This is a genomic window from Pseudomonas sp. R1-18, assembly GCF_051132095.1.
Taxonomy (GTDB): Bacteria; Pseudomonadota; Gammaproteobacteria; order Pseudomonadales; family Pseudomonadaceae; genus Aquipseudomonas.
Map to the genome: position 1 here is coordinate 3,585,100 of NZ_CP071658.1, position 21,278 is coordinate 3,606,377.

Sequence of the window (21,278 nt, forward strand, 5' to 3'; positions counted from 1 at the left end):
ACAATCCTTTCGAGGAACGGCAGGCGCTGACTCAGGCCTTGCGCAGCCAATAGCTGTAGACACCCGCCTCGACCTCTTCATGCAGCAGGTCGTGGCCCGCCAGTCTGGCGAAGGTGCGGAAATCCCGCTGCGAACCGGCGTCTGTCGCCAGCACCTTCAGCACCGCGCCGCTGGCCAGACGATTGAGTTCCATCTTGGCTTTCAGCAACGGCAGCGGGCAGTTCAGACCGCAGGCGTCCAGTTCGGCGTCGCAGGTTTCGGGACGGGATACAGCGTCAGACATCGGTTTTCTCCAGGGCGACACATCGAGCAGTGACATTTGATCCGGCAATCACGTTGCCAGCGTTGCGCAACGCAGGCATCGCCGTTTCTTACAGGACGGGAAGAATACCTCACTCTGGTCAGCAAGCCATTGAGGCAGCTACAGTACGTGTTCTCCAGCCCAGAGCTTCGTGCATGAATTTTCTGCGTCCTACACTGCTCACGCTCGCCTGCCTGCTCGGCGCACCCGCCATGGCCGATGACCTGCCATCGCTCGGTGACGCCAGCTCCGCCATCGTCTCGCCTGAACAGGAACATCAGCTCGGTCGCGCCTGGTTGGGCCTGTTACGTGGTCAGGTGAGCCAACTGTCCGATCCGCAGCTCAAGGATTACGTCGAGACCACGGTTTACCGACTGGCCGAAACCAGCCAGGTTCAGGACCGTCGCCTTGAGTTCATCCTGATCAACAGCCCGCAACTGAACGCATTTGCCGCACCGGGCGGCATTATCGGAGTTAACGGCGGGCTGTTCCTGAATGCCCAGACCGAAGGCGAATTCGCCTCGGTGCTTGCGCATGAACTCGCGCATTTGTCGCAACGGCACTTCGCGCGCGGCATCGAAGCACAACAGCGCATGCAGATGCCGGTCATGGCCGCGATGCTGGCCGGTATCGTGATGGCCGCCGCAGGCGCGGGGGACGCGGGTATCGCAGCCATCGCCGGCTCACAGGCTGCCGCCATCCAGGAGCAGCGCCGCTTCTCGCGCCAGAACGAACAGGAGGCCGACCGAATCGGCCTGCTCAACCTGGAGCGCGCCGGTTACGATCCGCGCAACATGCCGACGATGTTCGAGCGCCTGATGCGTCAGTACCGCTTCGACGCTAAACCTCCAGAGTTTCTGTTGACCCACCCGGTCAGCGAATCGCGCATCGCCGATACCCGCAACCGGGCCGAGCAGTCCAGGCCGGGCGGCAAGGAAGACAGCCTGCAGTATCAGCTGATGCGGGCACGGGTGGCGCTTATCTACGAGGAGACACCCGGCATCGCGGCCAAGCGCTTTCGCGCTCAATTGACTGAAAATCCAAAATCCGACGCCGCTCGCTACGGGCTGGCCATTGCACAGATCAAGGGCGGCCAGCTCAATGAAGCGCGTGAAAGCCTCAAGCCCCTGCTGGACAAGTCACCCAACGACATCACCTACAACCTGACCCAGATCGAGCTGGACATTACCAACAACCGTTTGGCCGACGCCCAGCAGCGGGTCGACCGGATGCTGAACCTGTATCCGGGTAACTATCCGCTGAACGACGTACGCATCGACGTGCTGCTGAAGCAGAACCGCACCGCTGAAGCGGAAAAAGCGCTCGACGCCCTGCTCAAGACCCGACCTGACGATCCGGACATCTGGTACGTGGTGGCTGAAACCCGTGGCCTGAATGGCAACACTATGGGCCTGCATCAGGCTCGGGCGGAATACTTCGCTCTGGTAGGTGATTTCCGACAGGCTATCCAGCAACTCGACTTCGCCAAACGCCGCGCAAGCAACAACTTCCAGCTTGCGTCGAGAATCGACGCCAGACAGAAAGACCTGATCGAGCAGGAGCGAATGGTCAAGGACATGATGAACTAGCAGGTTGCGCAATTCGTCTACGACTGTACCGGCCTTTTCGCGGACAAGCGGAGCGCCGCCCGGTCCGCTCCCACGGTCAGCCCATAGATCTGTGGGAACGGATTGCGGGGGATGTGGGAGCGGACTTGTCCGCGAATGCGTCCTGCCAGGCGGCAAATCTTTCGCGGCAAGTGGAGCGCCGCCCGGCCCACTCCTACGGGACTGCCTGAGGTCCGCTCCTGCCTGTCAGGCGTTGCCGGCCTGGCGCAGGCGCGCGGCCTGGGTGAAGTCGAGCATGCGCTGCAGCGGTCGCACTGCGTGGGGAATCAGCGCCGGGTCTACCAGTATCTCGTTCGTGCCTTCTCGCAGGCACTGCAGCGTACGCTCCAGCGTATTCATCGCCATCCACGGGCAATGCGCACAGCTGCGGCAGGCTGCGCCATTGCCAGCGGTGGGCGCTTCAATGAAAATCTTGTCCGGACACAACTGCTGCATCTTGTAGAAGATGCCGCGGTCAGTCGCGACGATGAACGTCTTGTTGGGCATGCGCTGCGCCGCAGCGATCATCTGGCTGGTCGATCCAACGGCATCGGCAAGTTCGATGACCGACTCCGGCGACTCCGGATGCACAAGCACCGCCGCCTCCGGGTACAGAGCCTTCATGTCCTCCAACTGCTTGGACTTGAACTCTTCGTGGACGATACAGGCCCCATCCCACAGAAGCATGTCAGCCCCCGTCTCACGCTGGATGTAGCGGCCCAGGTGCTTATCGGGCGCCCAGATGATCTTCTCGCCGTTATCCATCAGGCTTTCGACGATTTCCAGCGCACAACCCGATGTCACTACCCAGTCAGCGCGAGCTTTGACGGCAGCCGAGGTGTTTGCATACACCACCACGGTGCGTTCCGGGTGTTGATCGCAGAATGCGGAGAACTCATCGACAGGACAGCCGACATCGAGCGAACAGGTCGCCTCAAGCGTAGGCATGAATACGCGTTTTTCCGGATTGAGGATCTTGGCTGTTTCGCCCATGAATCGCACACCGGCCACCAGAACGGTGCTGGCCGAGTGATTGTTGCTGAATCGCGCCATTTCCAGCGAATCAGCCACACAGCCGCCGGTTTCTTCGGCCAGCGCCTGAATGACCGGATCACAGTAGTAGTGCGCAACCAATACCGCGTCCTGCTTCTTGAGCTCGGCCGCGATCTCGACGCGATAACGCGCCTGTTCCTCTGGACTCAATACTTTTGGCTGTTTGGCATCGAGGTGAGCCTGCACCAGAAAGCGTTCGGAAATCTGCGTCATGTTCGCGGGACCTGTAGGCGCTTAAGCGCGAAAGGCAAGATTACACCCGTAGGACAGGCGATAAAAAAGCCGGAAAATCTCACTTGGGCGAGTACCCCGGCTTGTCACACGTACTCTTGAGAGGCACCCAACTAGCCCCTGCTCAGAAGCGGGCGGATTTTACCGCCAACGACCGCAACTGACACAAATTTTTAGCTCGCTAACGAGAGATGAGAATCCTTTTCAACATTGATCGCCGAAGCCAACTCATCAAAATCGAACGCAAAAAAAAAGCTGGAGTCCTCATTTTCATGGGCCTTCCAGCTTTCCAAATACAGCTTTGAATATGGTGGGTCGTGTGGGATTCGAACCTACGACCAATTGGTTAAAAGCCAACTGCTCTACCAACTGAGCTAACGACCCTCTGTTGCGTGGCGCGTATATTACTGATTTTTATGAGGTATTCAACACCTTTTTTAAAATAATTTAAAAATACCGTGTTGGGTCGGAAACGCCGGCCGCTGCGAAGCCCTCCGCACGCAGGCGACAGCTGTCACATTTGGCACAGGCGCGGCCCTGTTCATCGGCCTGATAGCAGGAAACGGTTAACGCATAGTCGACCCCCAGCGCGGTACCGGCTTTCACGATATCCGCCTTGCTGAGGTTCTGCAGCGGCGCTCGAATGGAAAAGCCCTGCCCTTCCACCCCGGCCTTGGTCGCCAGATTAGCCATGCGCTCGAACGACTCGACAAATTCCGGACGGCAATCCGGGTAGCCGGAATAATCCACCGCGTTGACGCCGATGAAAATGTCACGCGCACCGAGCACTTCCGCCCAGCCCAGGGCCAACGACAAAAAGACTGTGTTTCGGGCTGGTACATACGTCACCGGAATGCCTTCGGTGGGCGCCTCTGGCACGTCGATAGAGCTATCGGTCAGGGCCGAGCCACCAATACCGTTCAGATTCAGGCCGATCACTTTATGCTCGATAACGCCCAGATCACGGGCCACCCGCTCAGCAGCCTGCAGCTCGGCGCGATGGCGCTGGCCGTAATCGAAGCTCATGGTGTAGCAGGCGTAGCCTTCGGCGCGAGCCATGGCTACAACGGTGGCCGAGTCCAGGCCACCGGACAGCAGGATCACGGCTTTTTTGTCTGTCATATTGGATTCAGTCATCTCAGCGCCCCGGCTCGTCATTCCAAAGATATTTGTGCAGCTGCATCTGCAAACGGACCGGCAGATTGTCCGCGACAATCCAGTCCGCAAGATCGCTTGCCTTGAGTTGATGATGACTGGCCGAGAACAGGACTTCTCCCGCACGACGGTCCAGACCATATTGAATCAGCTTGGAGACTGCCCAGTCGTAGTCTTCCCGCGAGCAGATCACGAACTTCACCTGGTCATTGGGCGTCAGCAGATCCATGTTCTCGTAGCGATTGCGTCCAACTTCCTCGGAGCCCGGTGTCTTGAGATCCACCACGCGACTGACGCGCGGGTCTACCGCCGAGATGTCCAGAGCGCCGCTGGTTTCCAGCGACACTTCATAGCCGACGTCGCACAGGCGCTGGAGCAGAGGGATGACGTTCGGCTGGGCCAATGGCTCACCGCCGGTTACGCAGACATAGCGCGGTCGGTAAGCGGCGACCTGACCTACGATGTCGTCCAGGGTGTGGATGGTGCCGCCGCTGAACGCATAGGCGCTGTCGCAATACTGGCAGCGCAATGGGCAGCCTGTCAGGCGAACGAATACAGTCGGCAGCCCGGCCGTGCGGGTTTCACCCTGCAAAGAGTGAAATATTTCGGTGATGCGTAATGTCTGTTGCATAGGGGCCACGGGCGTAACAGCTAAACAGGCCGTCCGCCTCCGTCAGGCACTTCAATGCACCCTGCGCTCGCAGAATCCAGAGAAGCGTAATAGTTACCGGAATTTCGGGTGCGAGATTCTAAACGAAAAAAGCCGCGACAGGCGCGGCTTTCTCGAATGTCAGGCTGGCAGAGTCAGAGGCGCTGAAGATCGCGTTGCGCCAACTGAGCAGCGGAAGTGCCAGGATACTGGGCCACCACTTGCTGCAAAATGCCTTTGACCTTGTCGTTGTGACCCAGGCGACGCTCGACGTCAGCCAGCTTGTACAACGAATCAGGCACCTTGGCGTGCTTCGGATATTGCTGACTGACCTTGGCGAAAGCCTGACCCGCGCCTTGAAGGTCGCCCTTGGCCAGATTCACTTCGCCCAGCCAGTATTGGGCATTGCCCGAGTACTGGCTGTTGGGATACTTGCGCAGGAAAGCCGTAAAGGCCTGGCTGGCCTTGTCGAAATCCTTTGCCTTGATCAGGTCGAAAGCCGCTTCATAATACAGCTTTTCCTTCGCGGGATCAGCAGGCTCGGTGCCCGCTGCCGGTGCCTGAGCCACTGGGGCCGAAGGCGTCCCGCTGGCGTCGATGGCGCCGCCCGCGGGTTGAGAATTGTTGCCAGCCGATGCGGCGGCGCCGCTGGCTATGCGTTGATCGAGTTCCTGGTAACGCTCCAGAGCTTCCTGCTTCATGCGCTGGATGTCGTTCTGCTGGACTTCAACCATACCGCGCAAACGCGCGATTTCTTCCTGCATTTGTTGCAGCTGCATGAACAGCTGACCCTGTGCCGAGGCAGGGGCCGTAACCCCTCCCCCGGCATAGGCGCCGGACGTGCCATAACCCGCTGGCGGATAACTGCTGCTGCCAGAGCCAGAATTGTCATCGACCACAGGTACCGCGCCCCACGCTGTAAGCGGGAGGGCGAGGGCCAAAACGGTTAAAGCACGTCGGCACGTTCGCATATCGAATTACTTACGCAGTTCGACGCGACGGTTCTGGGCCCAGGACTGCTCGTCGTTGCCGGTAGCAACTGGACGCTCTTCGCCGTAGGAAACCAGTTCCAGCTGAGCTGGGGAAACACCCTGCAGTACCAGGTAACGCTGAACGGCTTTCGCACGACGCTCGCCCAGTGCCATGTTGTACTCACGAGTACCACGTTCGTCGGTGTTGCCTTCCAGAACAACGCGAGCGCCGTTGGATTTCAGGTCTTTGGCATGAACGTCCAGGGAGCGCATGGCTTCTGGCTTCAGGTCCGAGCTGTCGTATTCGAAGTAGAAGGTGGTGATTGCGCGCAGAGCAGCTTCTTCGCTCAGGCTGCCATCAACGGCACCAGTGTTAGCGCCGTAACCAGCGTTAGGGTCTACAGCGCCAGCGCCGGCGTTGTCGCCGCCTTTGGACGAGCAACCTACGGCTACAGCCATGGCCAGAGCCAGCGCAGCAAATTTACCAAACTTCAGCATTTCCATTTGAAACTCCTAATGAACCCCAGTGTGTTAAGCAAATCGTGTAGCGCCGCGTCAGTTCAGGTAAGGGGACCAGGACGGTTCTCTGACTTCGCCTTGAGCGGTAGGAAGCGGGAGCCTTACGCGTCCATTAATGGACACGAGCATCAAGACTCCCCGGCCCTGCTGGCGGGTGGCGTAGATTACCATGGTGCCGTTGGGCGCAACAGTAGGCGACTCATCAAGGTTGCTGTCTGTGAGGATCTTTACATTACCGCGAGCCAGATCCTGAACCGCAACCTTGAAGTTGGTGAAGCCTTCCTGCCGGTGAATCATTACCAGCGTCTTTTCATCAGCCGATAATTTCGGGTTGGCGTTGTAGTTGCCTACAAATGTGACGCGCTCGGCACCACCGCCATTAATGTTGGTCTTGTAGATCTGTGGCTTGCCGCCACGGTCCGACGTGAAGTAGAGCGTGGATCCATCTTTGCCGAAGAAAGGCTCGGTATCGATGGAAGAATCACTGGTAACGCGACTCAACTGACGCGAACCAAGATTGATTACATAGATTTCCGGGTTGCCGTCTTTCGACAGTACGAATGCCAGCCTGGAGCCGTCCGGCGACCAGGCCGGTGCGCCATTGAGCCCTTCGAAGTTGGTGATCTGCTCGCGGCGACCGGTATCAATGTGCTGGACGAAGATACGTGGACGCTTCTGTTCGAACGAGACGTAGGCGATACGCTTGCCATCCGGCGCGAAACGCGGCGAGAGGATTGGCTCGCGCGACTGCAAGAGAGTAACCGCGCGGGCACCGTCATAGTCGGAACGCTGCAACGTGTAGCGGGTATTGTTCTCGGAAAAACGCTCTGCAGTCACGTACAGCATGCGAGTGGAAAACGCACCCTTGATGCCGGTGAGTTTCTCGAACGACTGGTCGGCAATGTAGTGCGCCATATCACGTAACTGGTCGTTAGTACCCGAAACATTCCCGGTCAGCACTTGCTGTTCGGTCGCAACGTTGAACAACGCGTACTGGATCTGCAGGCGACCGCCCGCAGGTACGATATTGCCGACCATTACGTATTGAGCACCCAGTGCCTTCCAGTCACGGAAGATGACTTCGCTGGCCTGGGTCGGCAAGCTGATCATGTTCTGCTTGGGAATCGGCGCGTAATAACCCGAGTTGCGCAAGTCGTTACCGATAATTTCCGACATGTCTTCAGGCAGCACGTTGCCGCCCTGCCAGCCAAACGGCACGACAGCGATCGGAGTCGCTCGGTCACTGCCGCTGGTGACCAGAATGTTCTTCTCTTCTGCATTGACCATTCCGACTGCACAGCAGAGAACGACCAGCAGTCCTCGAAAAAGGTTGATCACAAGGCTAGATCTCCAGGTGTGAATGTCATCTTGAATGAACGATAGGGAGCGAAGTCAGCCGGCTTCATACCCTGCATTTCTGTCAAACGTCCAATGTTCTTCACCGCTGCAACCGCAGAGCTGTCGAACGGTCCATCGCCACTGGACCTGGCAACCGATACGGATGCGATAGTCCCGTCTGGCAACATGCCGATCTGCAATGTTACCGACATGTTATTACGCGCCGACGGTGGACGGCTCCAGCCTTCCGATGCCCTGACACGAATCAGATCATCGAAACTGCCTGCGGTCTCATCGCCCAGCTCATCCGCCAAAGCCTGTTGCCGTTCCGTTTTATCGGACAGCAAATCGGCCAGTGCCTGCGCCTTCTTGTCTTCGGCAGCCTTGCGAGCGGCCTCTTGTGCTTTCTTGGCAGAATCGGCAGCGGCTTTCTTCTTCGCGTCCTCGGCTGCCTTTTTCTTGGCATCCTCGGCAGCCTTTTGCTTCGCCTCTTCGGCCGCTTTTTTCTTCGCTTCATCGGCAGCCTGTTTCTTGGCTTCCTCGGCGGCGGCTTTCCTGGCGTCCTCTTCGGCTTTCTTTTTCGCTTCCTCTTCGGCTTTCTTCTTGGCTATGTCAGCCAACTGTTTCTCTTCAGCCTTTTTCGCATCCGCAGTCTTCTTGGCTTCGTCGGCTTTCTTGGCCTCATCGGCCTTTTTGGCTTCCTCGGCTTTTTGCTCGGCCTTCCTGGCCTCGGCGGCGGCTTTCTGTTCTTCGGCCTTTTGAGCCGCTTCTTCTTTCTTTTGTTCCGCAGCCTTTACGGCTTCCTGCTCGATCTTTTTCTGTTCCAGCTGCTCGACTTCAGTCTGACGCGCAGCAGTCTTCTTCGCCTCGCCGGCAATTTTCTGGTTGGTCTGGGTGGTCGCCTGGCTCTTGGACTTGAGCTGATAGAGCGTCGCCTGAACAATCGGCTTGGCTTCAGGCAACTCCGGAGTCATGGCAAAGCTGACGAACAGCATGCCAAAAATCAGGATGTGCAACGCCACGGCCCAGACACTAGGCCAGAAGTAGCTTTCCGAGGCGGACGGCTCTCGAATCGGCTGCATCAGGGTGCCTCGGTAATCAAACCAACGTTCCCGACCCCGGCTTTCTGCAACCCGCCCATCGTGCCCATGACAGAGCCGTAGTCCACGGTCCTGTCGCCACGAATGAACACCTGCGTCTGTTTGCCCGCATCACGTCCGGCAGCGACGATCTTGGTCACGGCCGAGGTCAGTTGCGGCAGGGTCATTGCCTTGTCCATCTGCTTGTCGGTATCGACTTCGCTGCCAACGTTCCAGTAATAGGTCTTGTCAGCCTTGATCGAAATGGTCAGGACCTGATGGTTGTTGTCCTGCGGCAAGGCTTCGCTGGAAACCTTGGGCAAGTCGACCTTCACGCCCTGATTGATCATGGGAGCGGTGACCATGAAGATGACCAGCAGCACCAACATTACGTCGATGTACGGCACCACGTTCATTTCGGCGACCGGCTTGCGTTTCTTGCGACGATCTCGAGCGATTAATGCCATGGGGAATTACCTGTTCACTCTTCGCTGGTGTGCACTTTACGGTGCAGGATGGCCTGGAACTCGTCAGCAAAGGTGTAGTAACGGCTGATCAGCGTTTCGCTGCGAGCGGAGAAACGGTTGTAGCAAATGACCGCCGGAATCGCTGCAAACAGGCCGATGGCGGTTGCGATCAGTGCCTCGGCGATACCCGGCGCGACAGTGGCCAGGGTCGCCTGCTGGGCGGTGGCCAGGCCACGGAAGGAGTTCATGATCCCCCAGACGGTACCGAACAGACCCACATACGGGCTGGTGGAACCCACGGTCGCGAGAAACGGCAGACCGGTTTCCAGCTTTTCTTCTTCACGCGAAATGGCAACGCGCATGGCGCGAGCCACGCCTTCCATTACCGCATCAGGATCGACACCCGGCTGCTGGCGCAGACGGGAGAACTCCTTGAAGCCGGCGCGGAAGATCTGCTCCACGCCAGAGTCCGGATCGGGGTTGCTGCCGGCCTGACGATACAGTTTCGACAGGTCGATGCCCGACCAGAAACGCTCCTCGAAGCTGTCCAGCGCGCGACGACCCGCGCGCAGCATGTTGCTGCGTTGAAAAATCATGACCCATGAGGTGACCGAAGCTGCCACCAGAAGCAGCATCACCAACTGAACAACAATGCTGGCATTGCTGACCAAACTCCACATGGAGGTATGGTCGACGACGTTAGCTTCCACGCTCTATCTCCTGCTCTGAAAGTGTGCCCGTACCGCTCTGGCCGGCGAAGGCCGCGCGCAAAGCTTCGGGAATGGCCCGGGGTTTAAAACTATCGGCGCGTACACACGCCACCAAAAACTGCCCCTCACAGAGCAATGTTGCATCCGAGGCCCGCCTGATCTGCTGTTTAAAGCACAGGCTGGCACGGTTCAATTCGATCACATCCGCGCTGACCAGCAGCTCATCATCCAGCCGCGCCGGCTTGTGATAACGCGCTTCGCTGGAATGCACGACGAACAACATGTTGTCCCGCGCCAGCTCGGATTGGGCAAAACCCAGTTCGCGCAGCCGCTCGGTTCGAGCCCGCTCCATGAACTTCAGGTAATTGACGTAATAAACGATGCCGCCGGCATCGGTGTCTTCGTAATAAACGCGACAGCGATGTGCGAACGACGGGTCCCCGTTTTGCGCGCGCATACTCTAGTGGTTACTCCTCGGGTTGCCAATCGGGTGAGACAACTGTTTTTTCAACGATTTACAACCGTTCGGGTGCCTCAGCGGCGAGACAGGCATTCTGACCACGCAAACCTCGAATAGGTCGATCACAAAACTACTGATCGGCAGTGTCATCGGCTGTTTCCTCGGGCACCGGCAACTCTCCCATTCTTGCAGGAACGTTCAGCCCGAAATGCAGGTAAGCGTGCCGTGTAACCACGCGCCCGCGAGGGGTGCGCATGATATAGCCCTGTTGGATCAGATACGGCTCCAGCACGTCTTCGATGGTATGCCGCTCTTCGCTGATGGCCGCAGCCAGGCTATCCACGCCCACCGGGCCGCCGTCGAATTTTTCGATCATGGTCAACAGCAGACGCCGGTCCTGATGATCGAAACCGTGCTCATCCACATCCAGCAGGTTCAGGGCCTTGTCCGCCGTCTGCCGGGTAATGTGCCCGTTGCTGCGCACCTCGGCGAAATCCCGCACGCGCCGCAGCAACCGGTTGGCGATACGCGGCGTGCCACGGGCGCGGCGGGCGATTTCGAATGCACCCTCAGGCTCGATCGGCAGCCCCAGAATCCCGGCGGAGCGGGAGACGATGGTCGACAGGTCGGCGATGCTATAGAACTCAAGACGCTGGACGATTCCGAAGCGATCGCGCAGCGGGTTGGTGAGCATACCGGCGCGAGTCGTTGCTCCGACCAGCGTGAAAGGCGGCAGATCCAGCTTGATGGAGCGAGCCGCAGGGCCCTCGCCGATCATGATGTCCAGCTGGAAGTCCTCCATCGCCGGATACAGTACTTCTTCAACGATGGGCGACAGCCGGTGGATCTCGTCGATGAACAGCACGTCGTTCGGTTCGAGGTTGGTGAGGATCGCGGCCAGATCACCCGGACGTTCGAGCACCGGGCCCGAGGTGCTTTTGATCGAAACCGACATTTCCTGGGCGATGATGTTGGCCAGGGTCGTCTTGCCAAGGCCGGGCGGTCCGAAGATCAGCGTGTGATCCAGTGACTCGTTGCGCGCTCGCGCGGCCTGGATGAACAGCTCCATCTGCTCGCGGACCGTGGGCTGACCGATGTAGTCGGCCAGGCTCAGTGGACGGATCGCGCGATCCAGTTGTTCTTCTCGATCACGGCCGCTGGCGGCGGTGATCAGACGGTCAGCTTCAATCACTTATGCCATCCCCTTCAATGCGCGTCGGATCAGATCTGCGCTGCTCAAGTTTTTCTCCTTGATGGCGGAAACAGCCTTGCTCGCTTCTTGCGGCTTGTATCCCAGCGATATCAGTGCACTGACGGCGTCAGCTTCAGCTGAGGCCACGGGTTCCAGCGGATTGGGACCGTTCGACACCAGCGTGAACGTGCCGGGCAAAGACTCCCAGGCCTTGAACCGGTCCTTGAGCTCGACCAGCAGACGCTCGGCGGTTTTCTTGCCGACTCCGGGAATACGCGTCAGAGCGGAAGTATCCTGAGCCTGAACGCAACGCACCAGTTCATCCACCTCCAGCCCGGACATGAGTGCCAGAGCCAGCTTGGGGCCGACGCCGTTCAGACGTATCAGTTCGCGAAACAGCTCACGCTCACGCTTTTCGAAAAAACCGTAGAGCAGATGGGCGTCTTCCCGGACCACCAGATGGGTGTACAGCGTGACCGGCTCGCCGACGTGAGGCAGCCGGTACAGCGTGGTCATGGGCACTTCCAGCTCATAGCCGACGCCATTGACGTCCAGCACCAGGTGCGGAGGCTGTTTCTCGGCCAGAGCGCCGCGTAAACGTCCTATCACGTATCAGATCCTTTCGAGTTGCCCAGCGCTCGCGCGACAAGGCCGGGCACAATCATTACAGGAGACAGCAGCCCTGCAAGTAAAAAAATGCGTGCGAATGATGCAGTCACAACCGCAGCCGCCCGCCGCGGCTTCGCGCGGTGTTCAAACCATGCGGGATCAGGCTGGAACGCGTGTGCGCATGGCACAGTGCGATGGCCAGCGCGTCAGAGGCATCGATTTGCGGCTTCTGGGTCAGCTTGAGCAAGTGCATCACCATCATCATCACCTGCTCCTTGTTGGCCCCGCCGGTTCCCGCGACCGCCTGCTTGACCTGGGTGGCGGTGTATTCGGCGATTTCCAGCGCCTCCTCGGCACCTGCAACAATGGCGGCGCCGCGCGCCTGACCCAGCTTCAGAGCCGAGTCGGCGTTCTTGGCCATGAACACTTTTTCGATGCCCATGGTCACCGGCCCGTAGGTGCTGATGACTTCCCGCACGCCGCGATAGACAATCTGAAGCCGTTCATGCAGCTCGCCACTGCCGGTACGGATGCAGCCCGATGCCACGTAGACGCAGCCACGTCCGGTATCCCTGACGACGCCATAGCCGGTAATTCGCGAACCGGGATCGATACCAAGAATAAGTGTCATAACGCCTGCAGCTTGAAGGGTCGCAAAACAATGGGTGCAGCATAAAGGCAGAAGCCGGAGGCCGATAGCGGCGTGATGATCACCGCTTCGTGCTTCCGGCCCCGATGTACGTGCAGCTCTCGATCAGCCGAGCTGCTCCATGACCTCGTCAGGGATCTCCGCGTTGGAATAGACGTTCTGAACGTCGTCCAGGTCTTCGAGCATATCGATCAGCTTGAGTACCTTCTCCGCGGTTTCCAGATCCAGCACGGCGCTGGTCGTCGGCAGCATGACGATTTCCGCGTCGGCGGCCTTGAATCCCGATGCTTCGAGGGCGTTGCGAACCGCGTAGAAGCTGGAAAACGACGTGAACACGTCGACAGAACCGTCTTCGTTGCTCACTACGTCGTCAGCATCCGCTTCCATGGCCGCTTCGATCAGCGCATCTTCGTCCACGCCCGCCGCGAAGGAAATCTGGCCCTTGCGGTCGAACAGGTAAGCCACCGAACCGTCGGTCCCCAGATTGCCTCCACACTTGGTGAACGCATGGCGAACAGCCGCGGCGGTACGGTTACGGTTGTCGGTCATGGCTTCGACCATGACTGCCACGCCGCCAGGCCCGTAGCCTTCGTAGCCCAGCTCGACGACATCGTCACCGTCGGATGCGCCAACGCCGCGCGCAACGGCACGGTCGATGGTGTCACGCGTCATGTTCGCGCCGAGTGCCTTGTCCAGCGCCAGGCGCAGACGAGGGTTGGAACCTGGATCGCCGCCGCCCTGACGGGCCGCAACGGTCAGCTCACGAATCCACTTGGTAAAAATCTTGCCCTTTTTGGCATCCTGACGCTCTTTGCGGTGCTTGATGTTCGCCCACTTAGAATGACCTGCCATAGTTCGCTCCAGATTCTCTTGAAACACCTTCACCCTTCGCAGGCACAAGGCCTGCAAAAGGCTTCACTCAATAAAGGGCGACATCAGAGCGCGCCGCAACGACGCGCCCTGCCCCGCATCACTCCGCCTTCGGCTGCTCGCGCAGACGGATGTGCAGTTCGCGCAATGCCTTGGCATCGACAACGCCAGGGGCCTGGGTCATGACGTCCGCGGCGCTCTGGGTTTTCGGGAAGGCGATCACTTCACGGATCGACTGGGCACCGGTCATCAGCATGACCAGACGATCCAGGCCGAATGCCAGACCACCGTGCGGCGGTGCGCCGTACTTCAAAGCATCGAGCAGGAAGCCGAACTTCTCCTGCTGCTCGTCTTCATTGATGCCCAGCAGACGGAAAACTGCCTGCTGCATTTCCTTGCGGTGGATACGGATAGATCCGCCACCCAGCTCAGTACCGTTGAGCACCATGTCATAGGCACGCGACAGGGCTTTGGCCGGGTTGGCTTCCAGCTCTTCGGGCGTGCACTTCGGCGCGGTGAACGGGTGGTGCAATGCGGTGAAGCTGCCGTCGTCGTTCTCTTCGAACATCGGGAAGTCGACGACCCACATCGGCGCCCATTCGCAGGTGTGCAGCTTCAGATCGTTGCCCAGCTTGATCCGCAGGGCGCCCAGCGCCTCGCTGACGATCTTGAACTTGTCCGCACCGAAGAACACGATGTCGCCGTCGACCGCGCCCACGCGATCCAGAATGACTTCGAGGTTTTCCTCGGGAATGAACTTGACGATTGGCGACTGCAGACCTTCAGGCCCCTTGGCGCGCTCGTTGACCTTGATGTAGGCCAGGCCCTTGGCACCGTAGATGCTGACGAACTTGGTGTAGTCGTCGATCTGGCTGCGCGGCATGTTCGCGGCGCCAGGAACGCGCAAGGCGGCGACACGACCTTTCGGATCGTTGGCCGGGCCACTGAACACCTTGAATTCGACACCGGTCAGCTGATCGGCGACGTCCACCAGTTCCAGCGGGTTGCGCAGGTCCGGTTTGTCCGAGCCGTAGCGACGCATGGCTTCTTCGAAAGTCATGTGCGGGAAATCACCGAACTCCAGGTCCAGCACTTCCTTGAACAGCTGACGCACCATCTTCTCGGTCAGACCGATGATGTCTTCCTCGTTCAGGAAGCTGGTCTCGATGTCGATCTGAGTGAATTCAGGCTGACGGTCGGCACGCAGGTCTTCGTCGCGGAAGCACTTGGCGATCTGGTAGTAGCGGTCGAAACCGGCCACCATCAGCAGCTGCTTGAACAGCTGCGGGGACTGCGGCAGTGCAAAGAAACTGCCGGGGTGTGTGCGGCTTGGAACCAGATAATCGCGGGCACCTTCCGGGGTCGCGCGAGTCAGGATCGGCGTTTCGACGTCCAGGAAGCCGTTGTCGTCCAGGTAGCGGCGAATGCTGGTGGTGATGCGCGAACGCAGACGCAGCTTCTCGGCCATTTCCGGGCGACGCAGATCGATGAAGCGGTAACGCAGGCGTGTTTCCTCGCCCACATCGGAGAATTCGTTCAGCGGGAACGGCGGAGTCTCGGATTCGTTCAGCACTTCCAGCTCGTAGCCCAGCACTTCGATGCCGCCCGACGCCATGTTCGGGTTGACCGCACCGGCTGGACGCGCGCGCACCTTGCCGACGATCTTGACCACATACTCGCTGCGCACACGGTCGGCCGCGGCAAATGTATCCGCACGATCAGGATCGAACACCACCTGGGCCATGCCCTCACGGTCGCGGATATCGAGGAAGATCACGCCCCCGTGGTCACGACGACGATGGACCCATCCGCAAAGGGTAATTTCCTGACCTTCCAGACTTTCGTTCAGTTGGCCGCAATAGTGGCTGCGCATCATGATGGTGTTTTCACTTCTCGTAATTCGAAATTCGGTGGGGCTTTCGCTCCTGGCCTGTGCTCAATAGTGCAAGGCACCGGCATACAGTTCAAGCCAGTCCCCGCCCACCCAGGAGTCACGCCTGTCAGCAAGGCGAAGGATTATATAGAGTTAATCGCAGCCGTGCAGCCGAACGAACTCATCCTGCCAGGATAAGTTCGTTCCGGGCCCGACGCGCCAGCCGCATTGCTCGCGTCGCCGCACAGGCAGGCCCGCCACGCAGCGAGCCCGCAAAAAAGGGATTACCCGCCAGGACTGATCAGGGCTGGGTCAGATCCAGACACCCGGCCTTGGCCAGATGTGAAACACAGACGACTCGAATCAGGCCGCTGAAATTCTTGACACCGCCGTAGCGTAAATGAACCTCTCTATCAATGTACGAAAGCACGGCATTCACCGAGCAGTTATTGGAATGCGCAATGGCCGAAAGAATGGTCCAGTAGACTTTCTCCAGCCGCAGGCAAGTTGCCAGCCCATTCAACCGAACAGACTTCGAGCACGGCTGCGCCAGATTCATATTGAAACCTTCGACAAATGGATCGTCGTTGATGGCTACGTTGCGACCTGGATCTTTTACCCCGCGTTCAACACCTCGAACCATGACTGTACACCTCTGCGATAACTCAAAATCGATAACTGAATGAAACATTTAAAAATACATAAATGTCAGCGCTATCAAGCCCGAATCGAGGGACCTTAACCAGCAGGGTCTGCACGCTGATGTTGTAGGACATAACCACGGGTTGCTAAGGAAGAATGAATTCGACGCGGTACATAACTGAACCAAAAACCGAGAGGTGTTTAATATTTATATGTTTATTAAATCGGTAACCGCGATCGAGAGACCGGGAGGATTCTGCGCCAGCGTCACGGACGACAGCGGACGGTGCGGCACAAGGGAAGTGATGCGGGCATGGAACGGCAGGCTGCGTTTGCGGGTCAACAGAAACGAGTGACACCCGGTGCCACTCGTTACCGATGTCTTACTTGGACTCGAGCATCGAGCGCAGCATCCAGGCTGTCTTCTCGTGTACTTGCATACGCTGTGTCAGCAGATCGGCCGTAGGCTCGTCACTTACCTTATCCAGCAGAGGAAAGATACTACGTGCAGTACGGACCACGGCTTCTTGACCCTGAACCAGACTCTTGATCATATTTTCTGCGCTCGGGACGCCCTCTTCTTCCTTGATCGAAGACAGGCGAGCATATGTCGAGTAAGTACCAGGTGCCGGGAAGCCCAGGGCACGGATACGCTCGGCGATGGAATCGACCGCCAGAGCCAGCTCGTTATATTGTTCTTCAAACATCAGATGCAGCGTGCGGAACATCGGCCCACTGACATTCCAGTGAAAGTTGTGGGTCTTGAGGTATAGCACATAAGTATCCGAGAGCAGGTGCGACAGACCGTCTACGATCGATTTGCGATCCTCTTCGTTGATACCGATATCGATTGCCATGTTTCATGCCCTTTTGATGAGGATTGGAAAGCAGTAACAAGGGCTACTCTACCAAGAGATACCCGCTGGCGCAGCAATCCGTGCCCCGAACGACGAAAGTCAGCACGCCGGTACAAAAAACTGCCCGAGCGGCACGGACCGCCCGCTGGTAAGCCAGGCCGGCGGGCCGTTCGCCTGCCGCACTCACGTGGTCGAAGGCTCTGGATCAGCGCTCTCCATCTGACGCTCATCCTGCCCTTGCGTTCCGCCCTTGAATATCGTGAACCCACCGCATGTACTTGATTTGAGTAGGATCAGGCTTTGCTGTTAAATACACGACGTGTCGTTACAGGCTTGTCATCCCGCTGTAGCGCACAGGCTGGTTCCCCGCTCGTGCGTCACGCCTTCACTTTTCCAGAAGCGTACCGGGCGCCCCGGCTTTTTCTCGTGATCCTTCTTACATGTGAGCTTTTTAAAATGTTGAAAATCGTCCATCTGGTAACGGGGGCAGCGGCCTTGTTGCTTTCCTTTATACCCAGCCTGCGTAGCGATGCCGTGTCTTCCTACCTGCAACAGCCCGAAGCGCTTTACCTGGCGTTCTTCGGCCTGCTCAATCTGCTGGTCGCTCCAGTGATCCCGCGCTGGCATCGGGGATCGCGTTACAAGCTGCAAAACCTGGTCAGTGCTTTGCTGGTCGCTGCCGTTGTCGTTCAGATACTCAACCTGCTCGTTCCGATTGAAACCATCGCCGGCCAACCGGCCATCCTGATCAGCCTGGCGGCTGCCGTGGCAGCAGTGGCACTGCATCTGGCTATCAGCTTCTACCGCCGCTCGCCGGCACCCGCACCGCAGAGCCACGAGCTGGGCAATCGCGATACCGGTACCGTGAAGTGGTTCAACACCTCCAAGGGCTTCGGCTTTATTTCCCGCGATTCGGGTGACGATATTTTCGTGCACTTCCGGGCTATTCGTGGCGAAGGCCATCGGGTTCTGGTCGAGGGTCAGCGCGTCGAGTTCTCGGTCATGAATCGTGACAAGGGCCTGCAGGCGGAAGATGTGATCGCTGCACTGCCGCGTCGCTGAATTTGCCTGACAAAAAAACCGCGACCCTTGGGCCGCGGTTTTTTTTGCCTCCACCTTAATAATGAGGCGGCGGCACATCTTCTTCGAACGTTTCGAACTGGTTGCCGATTTCCTCCTGCCGCTTGAGCACGGCGGCCATCTGCTGCTGCAGATGATCCAGCTCGCGACGCTGCGTTACGAGCACATCGTTCAACGCCTGGATTGTATCGTCCTGAAAAGCCAGACGGCTTTCCAGTTCCATGACTCGCTCTTCAAGGTTCATGGTGCTCACCTCTCATATTGAAAAGCATCAGATCCAACATCATCAAATCGAAAATCCTCGCCCAGTATCGGCTTGAGCTTCTCGCGGATCACCGCCAGCTGCTCCTGCGTGTAGGAAACAGCAGGATGCTTGCCCCACACAGGCGCAGGCCATGCAGCATCATCGCGCCGACGGACGATGACGTGCATATGAAGCTGGCTGACCACATTCCCCAACGCCGCAACGTTGAGTTTATCAGCCTCGAACGGACCTTTGAGGGCCTGCGACAGGCTGGTCGTCTCACGCCACAACTGCAACTGGTCATCGGCCTCAAGCTGAAACACTTCGCTGATGTCGGGGCGCCGCGGCACAAGAATGAACCATGGATAGTTGGAATCATTGGAAAGCAGCAACCGGCACAGCGGGAAGTCGCCGATCGGCAGGGTATCTTGTTGAAGACGTGGATCCAGAAAGAACACAGTGAAACTCCTGATGCCAGGTTGATCGGCCAGCCGCCTGCTCAGGCAGCGCCGCTGTAATCGGCAGGATACTCGGGATCGCCGCTGGCTTCACGTTTTGGCATTCTCTGTGCGGTTGCACCATCTTGTGACGCGCCACCCATCGCCGCACCTATTTGAACGTGCGCATGCCGCGCGACGGCTACCTGACCGCTTTCAAAGGGCTGCGTAAGCACGCCAGCAAGGCTCGCCTGTCCAAACCATCGAGTGAAGACCCTCCAGGCCGGCGATAAAGACACCGCCCGACCCAAGTTCATGCACTATCCTGCATGAGTGCACCAAAACAACCCAACAAGGGTGCTACAGATCGCCCCTATATCCGAAAATTACCCAAACAGCCGTACTCCGGTAACAACCGAGCGCCAGCCGTACCGCAAGCATTGCTTGAGCCAGCCTTTGGCAGATAATTGCGCGACGAGCAAAAAACCAGCAAAAACAGGGAATTGGCCGACAGAACCAAGAAACAGATTTAATTTTTCACGTTTTTTTTCGATTTGGCGGAACTTTGTGCACGCTTGTTGCTTTATCACCCACAGGTCCATCCAGCCGCTGGCGGAAAACAGAGGCTGGGTCCTGAAGGAAAGCGGGCATTTCCGATAGACCGGAAGCTGGCTGGGGGATGAGCAAATGGCGAACGCTTCATGAAAGGCGCGCCGTGCAAGCAAGCTGGACGCAACATCGAGCGACGCCGCTGTAAAGATTCCGAAAGGATAAGGCTGTAAGTATCGCAACCACGGTCAGCGTGATATAGATTTTCCGCCGACAAAAAAAGAAAGAGCCGCCCAGATAAAAAAACAGGTGGGACGGCAGAACTCTTCTGAAAACCAAAGGAGCAATCACGATGAGAGTGATGAAGTGGAGCGCAATCGCACTGGCCGTTACCGCAGCCAGCGCCCAACTGGCAACGGCCGCGCCGTTCGTCAGCGATCAGGCCGAAGCCAAGGGCTTTGTTGAGGGCAGCACGCTCGACCTGAAGGTGCGCAACTATTATTTCAACCGCGACAACAAGAACGGTGGCGCCGACCTCCGTGACTGGACTCAGGGCCTGTGGGGCAACTTCAGCTCCGGCTACACCCAGGGCACCGTCGGGGTAGGTGTTGAAGCCTTTGGGTATTTCGGTCTCAAACTCTGGGGTCCAGACAGGTACGCAGGTTCCACCAACCTGGCATTCAACCGCACCACAGGCGACACCGAAGACACTCTCGCAAAGGCTGGCGCTGCCGCGAAGTTCCGTGTTTCGAAAACTGAGCTGAAAATCGGTGACATGCAGCCGACCGCTCCAGTATTCGCAGTCGGCGGCTCGCGCCTGTTGCCTCAGACCGCCAGCGGCCTGAGCCTGCAGAGCAGCGAGATCGCAGGTCTTGATCTTGAAGCGGGCCACTTCTACTCGGGCACCAGCCAGAACGACACTTCCCACACTGGCGGCATCTTCGCCAACTATGCGGGCATCGAGGCCAACAGTGCAGACTTCGTGGGTGGCAAGTACGCGGTTACCGACAGTCTGGGCGTCGCATTCTATGCAGCCAAGCTCGAAGACATCTGGAACCAGTATTACGGCAACGTGAACTACACCATGCCGCTGAGCGACGACCAGTCTCTGGCGTTCGATGCCAACCTTTATCGCACGATGGATGAAGGCAGCGCCGAAGTCGGCTCTATCAACAACACCACCTGGTCCGGCTCGGTTGCCTACTCGTTCCTTGCAGCCCACACCGTCACACTGGCATACCAGAAAGTCCACGGTGATACCCCGTTCGACTATATCGGTATTGGTGACAACAACCGTGGCGGCGACTCGATCTTCCTCGCCAACTCTATCCAGTATTCCGACTTCAACGGTCCTGGCGAGAAATCCTGGCAGGTGCGTTATGACCTGAACATGGCGCCATATGGCGTACCGGGCCTGAGCTTCATGACCCGTTACATCAAGGGTACTGATATTGACGGCACCAACGCGCCGACAAACTCGGGCTATCGCGACGCAGAGACCGGCGATCCGATCTACGGTGCCAATGGCAAGCACTTCGAGACCAACCTGGAAGCTAAATATGTAGTACAGACAGGCCCGGCCAAAGACCTGTCGTTCCGCATCCGTCAAGCCTGGCACCGCGCCAACGCTGACCAGGGAGAAGGCGACGTCAACGAGTTCCGCCTGATCGTCGACTACCCGATTTCGATCCTGTAATCGTCACTGCGGCTCGTTAATCGAAAAAACCCGGCCCTTG

At 58.3% G+C, this 21,278-nt stretch carries 24 protein-coding genes, 1 tRNA gene and 1 pseudogene; 4 read left to right on the top strand and 22 right to left on the bottom strand.

Going from position 1 to position 21,278, the window contains the following annotated elements:
- Nucleotides 1-31: 31 nt before the first annotated feature.
- The gene (locus tag J3P77_RS16370) at nt 32-283 is read right to left on the bottom strand and encodes a sulfurtransferase TusA family protein (RefSeq protein WP_434677638.1); all 252 of its coding nucleotides are present in this window, start codon (nt 281-283) and stop codon (nt 32-34) included.
- 173 nt (nt 284-456) lie between these two features.
- Here J3P77_RS16370 and J3P77_RS16375 point away from each other — a divergent pair, with 173 nt between their 5' ends.
- Nucleotides 457-1,890, top strand: a complete 1,434-nt coding sequence (locus J3P77_RS16375; RefSeq protein WP_434677639.1) for a M48 family metalloprotease — start codon at nt 457-459, stop codon at nt 1,888-1,890.
- 225 nt (nt 1,891-2,115) lie between these two features.
- Here J3P77_RS16375 and nadA read toward each other — a convergent pair whose 3' ends face one another.
- The 18 genes from nadA to J3P77_RS16465 all read right to left on the bottom strand — a co-directional run bounded on the left by nadA (nt 2,116) and on the right by J3P77_RS16465 (nt 17,232).
- Entirely contained in the window at nt 2,116-3,174 is a 1,059-nt protein-coding gene (gene nadA / locus J3P77_RS16380) for a quinolinate synthase NadA (RefSeq protein WP_434677640.1), read from the bottom strand.
- Between the two features lie 326 nt (nt 3,175-3,500).
- Nucleotides 3,501-3,576, bottom strand: a tRNA-Lys gene (locus J3P77_RS16385).
- A 63-nt stretch (nt 3,577-3,639) separates the two neighbouring features.
- The gene (gene queC / locus J3P77_RS16390; protein ID WP_434677641.1) at nt 3,640-4,314 is read right to left on the bottom strand and encodes a 7-cyano-7-deazaguanine synthase QueC; all 675 of its coding nucleotides are present in this window, start codon (nt 4,312-4,314) and stop codon (nt 3,640-3,642) included.
- A gap of 16 nt (nt 4,315-4,330) precedes the next feature.
- Nucleotides 4,331-4,978, bottom strand: coding sequence for a 7-carboxy-7-deazaguanine synthase QueE (gene queE, locus J3P77_RS16395; protein ID WP_434677642.1), 648 nt, complete (start codon nt 4,976-4,978; stop codon nt 4,331-4,333).
- 173 nt (nt 4,979-5,151) lie between these two features.
- Complete coding sequence (gene ybgF, locus J3P77_RS16400) at nt 5,152-5,967, bottom strand: tol-pal system protein YbgF (RefSeq protein ID WP_434677643.1); 816 nt, start codon at nt 5,965-5,967, stop codon at nt 5,152-5,154.
- Nucleotides 5,968-5,973: 6 nt separating this feature from the next.
- Nucleotides 5,974-6,471 (bottom strand): peptidoglycan-associated lipoprotein Pal, encoded by a 498-nt coding sequence (gene pal / locus J3P77_RS16405; protein WP_025994450.1) that lies wholly within the window; start codon nt 6,469-6,471, stop codon nt 5,974-5,976.
- 51 nt (nt 6,472-6,522) lie between these two features.
- Nucleotides 6,523-7,773, bottom strand: coding sequence for a Tol-Pal system beta propeller repeat protein TolB (gene tolB, locus J3P77_RS16410; protein ID WP_434677644.1), 1,251 nt, complete (start codon nt 7,771-7,773; stop codon nt 6,523-6,525).
- Nucleotides 7,774-7,820: 47 nt separating this feature from the next.
- On the bottom strand, nt 7,821-8,906 hold the full coding sequence (gene tolA, locus J3P77_RS16415) for a cell envelope integrity protein TolA (RefSeq protein WP_434677645.1): 1,086 nt from the start codon (nt 8,904-8,906) through the stop codon (nt 7,821-7,823).
- Entirely contained in the window at nt 8,906-9,370 is a 465-nt protein-coding gene (tolR, locus tag J3P77_RS16420; RefSeq protein WP_434677646.1) for a protein TolR, read from the bottom strand. Before tolR ends, tolA begins: the two co-directional genes overlap by 1 nt.
- A 14-nt stretch (nt 9,371-9,384) precedes the next feature.
- Entirely contained in the window at nt 9,385-10,080 is a 696-nt protein-coding gene (gene tolQ / locus J3P77_RS16425) for a protein TolQ (RefSeq protein WP_434677647.1), read from the bottom strand.
- Entirely contained in the window at nt 10,070-10,537 is a 468-nt protein-coding gene (gene ybgC, locus J3P77_RS16430; protein WP_434677648.1) for a tol-pal system-associated acyl-CoA thioesterase, read from the bottom strand. The genes tolQ and ybgC overlap by 11 nt, the downstream gene beginning before the upstream one ends.
- 133 nt (nt 10,538-10,670) lie before the next feature.
- A complete protein-coding gene (ruvB, locus tag J3P77_RS16435; protein WP_434677649.1) occupies nt 10,671-11,732 on the bottom strand; it encodes a Holliday junction branch migration DNA helicase RuvB in 1,062 nt (353 codons plus the stop codon).
- Nucleotides 11,733-12,341, bottom strand: a complete 609-nt coding sequence (gene ruvA, locus J3P77_RS16440; protein ID WP_434677650.1) for a Holliday junction branch migration protein RuvA — start codon at nt 12,339-12,341, stop codon at nt 11,733-11,735. It abuts the gene before it with no gap.
- 106 nt (nt 12,342-12,447) lie between these two features.
- Nucleotides 12,448-12,972, bottom strand: a complete 525-nt coding sequence (gene ruvC, locus J3P77_RS16445) for a crossover junction endodeoxyribonuclease RuvC (RefSeq protein ID WP_434677651.1) — start codon at nt 12,970-12,972, stop codon at nt 12,448-12,450.
- Nucleotides 12,973-13,095: 123 nt separating this feature from the next.
- Complete coding sequence (locus J3P77_RS16450; RefSeq protein ID WP_434677652.1) at nt 13,096-13,842, bottom strand: YebC/PmpR family DNA-binding transcriptional regulator; 747 nt, start codon at nt 13,840-13,842, stop codon at nt 13,096-13,098.
- Between the two features lie 118 nt (nt 13,843-13,960).
- Nucleotides 13,961-15,736, bottom strand: a complete 1,776-nt coding sequence (gene aspS / locus J3P77_RS16455; protein ID WP_434677653.1) for an aspartate--tRNA ligase — start codon at nt 15,734-15,736, stop codon at nt 13,961-13,963.
- 298 nt (nt 15,737-16,034) lie between these two features.
- Nucleotides 16,035-16,376: a ribbon-helix-helix domain-containing protein gene (locus J3P77_RS16460; protein ID WP_434677654.1), complete on the bottom strand. Its 342-nt coding sequence runs from the start codon at nt 16,374-16,376 to the stop codon at nt 16,035-16,037.
- Between the two features lie 382 nt (nt 16,377-16,758).
- Nucleotides 16,759-17,232 (bottom strand): Dps family protein, encoded by a 474-nt coding sequence (locus J3P77_RS16465; RefSeq protein WP_434677655.1) that lies wholly within the window; start codon nt 17,230-17,232, stop codon nt 16,759-16,761.
- A gap of 456 nt (nt 17,233-17,688) precedes the next feature.
- Here J3P77_RS16465 and J3P77_RS16470 point away from each other — a divergent pair.
- Nucleotides 17,689-17,967: pseudogene (locus tag J3P77_RS16470) on the top strand (cold shock domain-containing protein membrane protein); the annotation flags it as partial.
- Between the two features lie 105 nt (nt 17,968-18,072).
- Nucleotides 18,073-18,294 (top strand): cold shock domain-containing protein, encoded by a 222-nt coding sequence (locus tag J3P77_RS16475; protein ID WP_004667445.1) that lies wholly within the window; start codon nt 18,073-18,075, stop codon nt 18,292-18,294.
- Between the two features lie 55 nt (nt 18,295-18,349).
- Here the strand turns inward: J3P77_RS16475 and J3P77_RS16480 are convergent, their stop codons facing one another.
- The 3 genes from J3P77_RS16480 to J3P77_RS16490 form a co-directional block, all read right to left on the bottom strand.
- On the bottom strand, nt 18,350-18,556 hold the full coding sequence (locus tag J3P77_RS16480) for a SlyX family protein (protein ID WP_434677656.1): 207 nt from the start codon (nt 18,554-18,556) through the stop codon (nt 18,350-18,352).
- A gap of 5 nt (nt 18,557-18,561) precedes the next feature.
- Complete coding sequence (locus J3P77_RS16485) at nt 18,562-19,014, bottom strand: HIT domain-containing protein (protein ID WP_434677657.1); 453 nt, start codon at nt 19,012-19,014, stop codon at nt 18,562-18,564.
- Between the two features lie 365 nt (nt 19,015-19,379).
- Nucleotides 19,380-19,718 carry a hypothetical protein gene (locus J3P77_RS16490; RefSeq protein ID WP_434677658.1) on the bottom strand — a complete coding sequence of 113 codons (339 nt, stop codon included), beginning with the start codon at nt 19,716-19,718 and terminating at the stop codon, nt 19,380-19,382.
- A 176-nt stretch (nt 19,719-19,894) separates the two neighbouring features.
- Here J3P77_RS16490 and J3P77_RS16495 point away from each other — a divergent pair, with 176 nt between their 5' ends.
- Nucleotides 19,895-21,238, top strand: coding sequence for an OprD family porin (locus tag J3P77_RS16495; protein ID WP_434677659.1), 1,344 nt, complete (start codon nt 19,895-19,897; stop codon nt 21,236-21,238).
- The last annotated feature ends 40 nt before the right edge of the window (nt 21,239-21,278 follow it).

Excerpts from the sequence above, each read along its gene's own strand:
- J3P77_RS16370 (WP_434677638.1), bottom strand. The coding sequence starts at position 283 with ATGTCTGACGCTGTATCCCGTCCCGAAACCTGCGACGCCGAACTGGAC.
- J3P77_RS16375 (WP_434677639.1), top strand. The coding sequence starts at position 457 with ATGAATTTTCTGCGTCCTACACTGCTCACGCTCGCCTGCCTGCTCGGC.
- nadA (WP_434677640.1), bottom strand. The coding sequence starts at position 3,174 with ATGACGCAGATTTCCGAACGCTTTCTGGTGCAGGCTCACCTCGATGCC.
- queC (WP_434677641.1), bottom strand. The coding sequence starts at position 4,314 with ATGACAGACAAAAAAGCCGTGATCCTGCTGTCCGGTGGCCTGGACTCG.
- queE (WP_434677642.1), bottom strand. The coding sequence starts at position 4,978 with ATGCAACAGACATTACGCATCACCGAAATATTTCACTCTTTGCAGGGT.
- ybgF (WP_434677643.1), bottom strand. The coding sequence starts at position 5,967 with ATGCGAACGTGCCGACGTGCTTTAACCGTTTTGGCCCTCGCCCTCCCG.
- pal (WP_025994450.1), bottom strand. The coding sequence starts at position 6,471 with ATGGAAATGCTGAAGTTTGGTAAATTTGCTGCGCTGGCTCTGGCCATG.
- tolB (WP_434677644.1), bottom strand. The coding sequence starts at position 7,773 with ATGGTCAATGCAGAAGAGAAGAACATTCTGGTCACCAGCGGCAGTGAC.
- tolA (WP_434677645.1), bottom strand. The coding sequence starts at position 8,906 with ATGCAGCCGATTCGAGAGCCGTCCGCCTCGGAAAGCTACTTCTGGCCT.
- tolR (WP_434677646.1), bottom strand. The coding sequence starts at position 9,370 with ATGGCATTAATCGCTCGAGATCGTCGCAAGAAACGCAAGCCGGTCGCC.
- ybgC (WP_434677648.1), bottom strand. The coding sequence starts at position 10,537 with ATGCGCGCGCAAAACGGGGACCCGTCGTTCGCACATCGCTGTCGCGTT.
- ruvC (WP_434677651.1), bottom strand. The coding sequence starts at position 12,972 with ATGACACTTATTCTTGGTATCGATCCCGGTTCGCGAATTACCGGCTAT.
- J3P77_RS16450 (WP_434677652.1), bottom strand. The coding sequence starts at position 13,842 with ATGGCAGGTCATTCTAAGTGGGCGAACATCAAGCACCGCAAAGAGCGT.
- aspS (WP_434677653.1), bottom strand. The coding sequence starts at position 15,736 with ATGATGCGCAGCCACTATTGCGGCCAACTGAACGAAAGTCTGGAAGGT.
- J3P77_RS16460 (WP_434677654.1), bottom strand. The coding sequence starts at position 16,376 with ATGGTTCGAGGTGTTGAACGCGGGGTAAAAGATCCAGGTCGCAACGTA.
- J3P77_RS16465 (WP_434677655.1), bottom strand. The coding sequence starts at position 17,232 with ATGGCAATCGATATCGGTATCAACGAAGAGGATCGCAAATCGATCGTA.
- J3P77_RS16480 (WP_434677656.1), bottom strand. The coding sequence starts at position 18,556 with ATGAACCTTGAAGAGCGAGTCATGGAACTGGAAAGCCGTCTGGCTTTT.
- J3P77_RS16495 (WP_434677659.1), top strand. The coding sequence starts at position 19,895 with ATGAGAGTGATGAAGTGGAGCGCAATCGCACTGGCCGTTACCGCAGCC.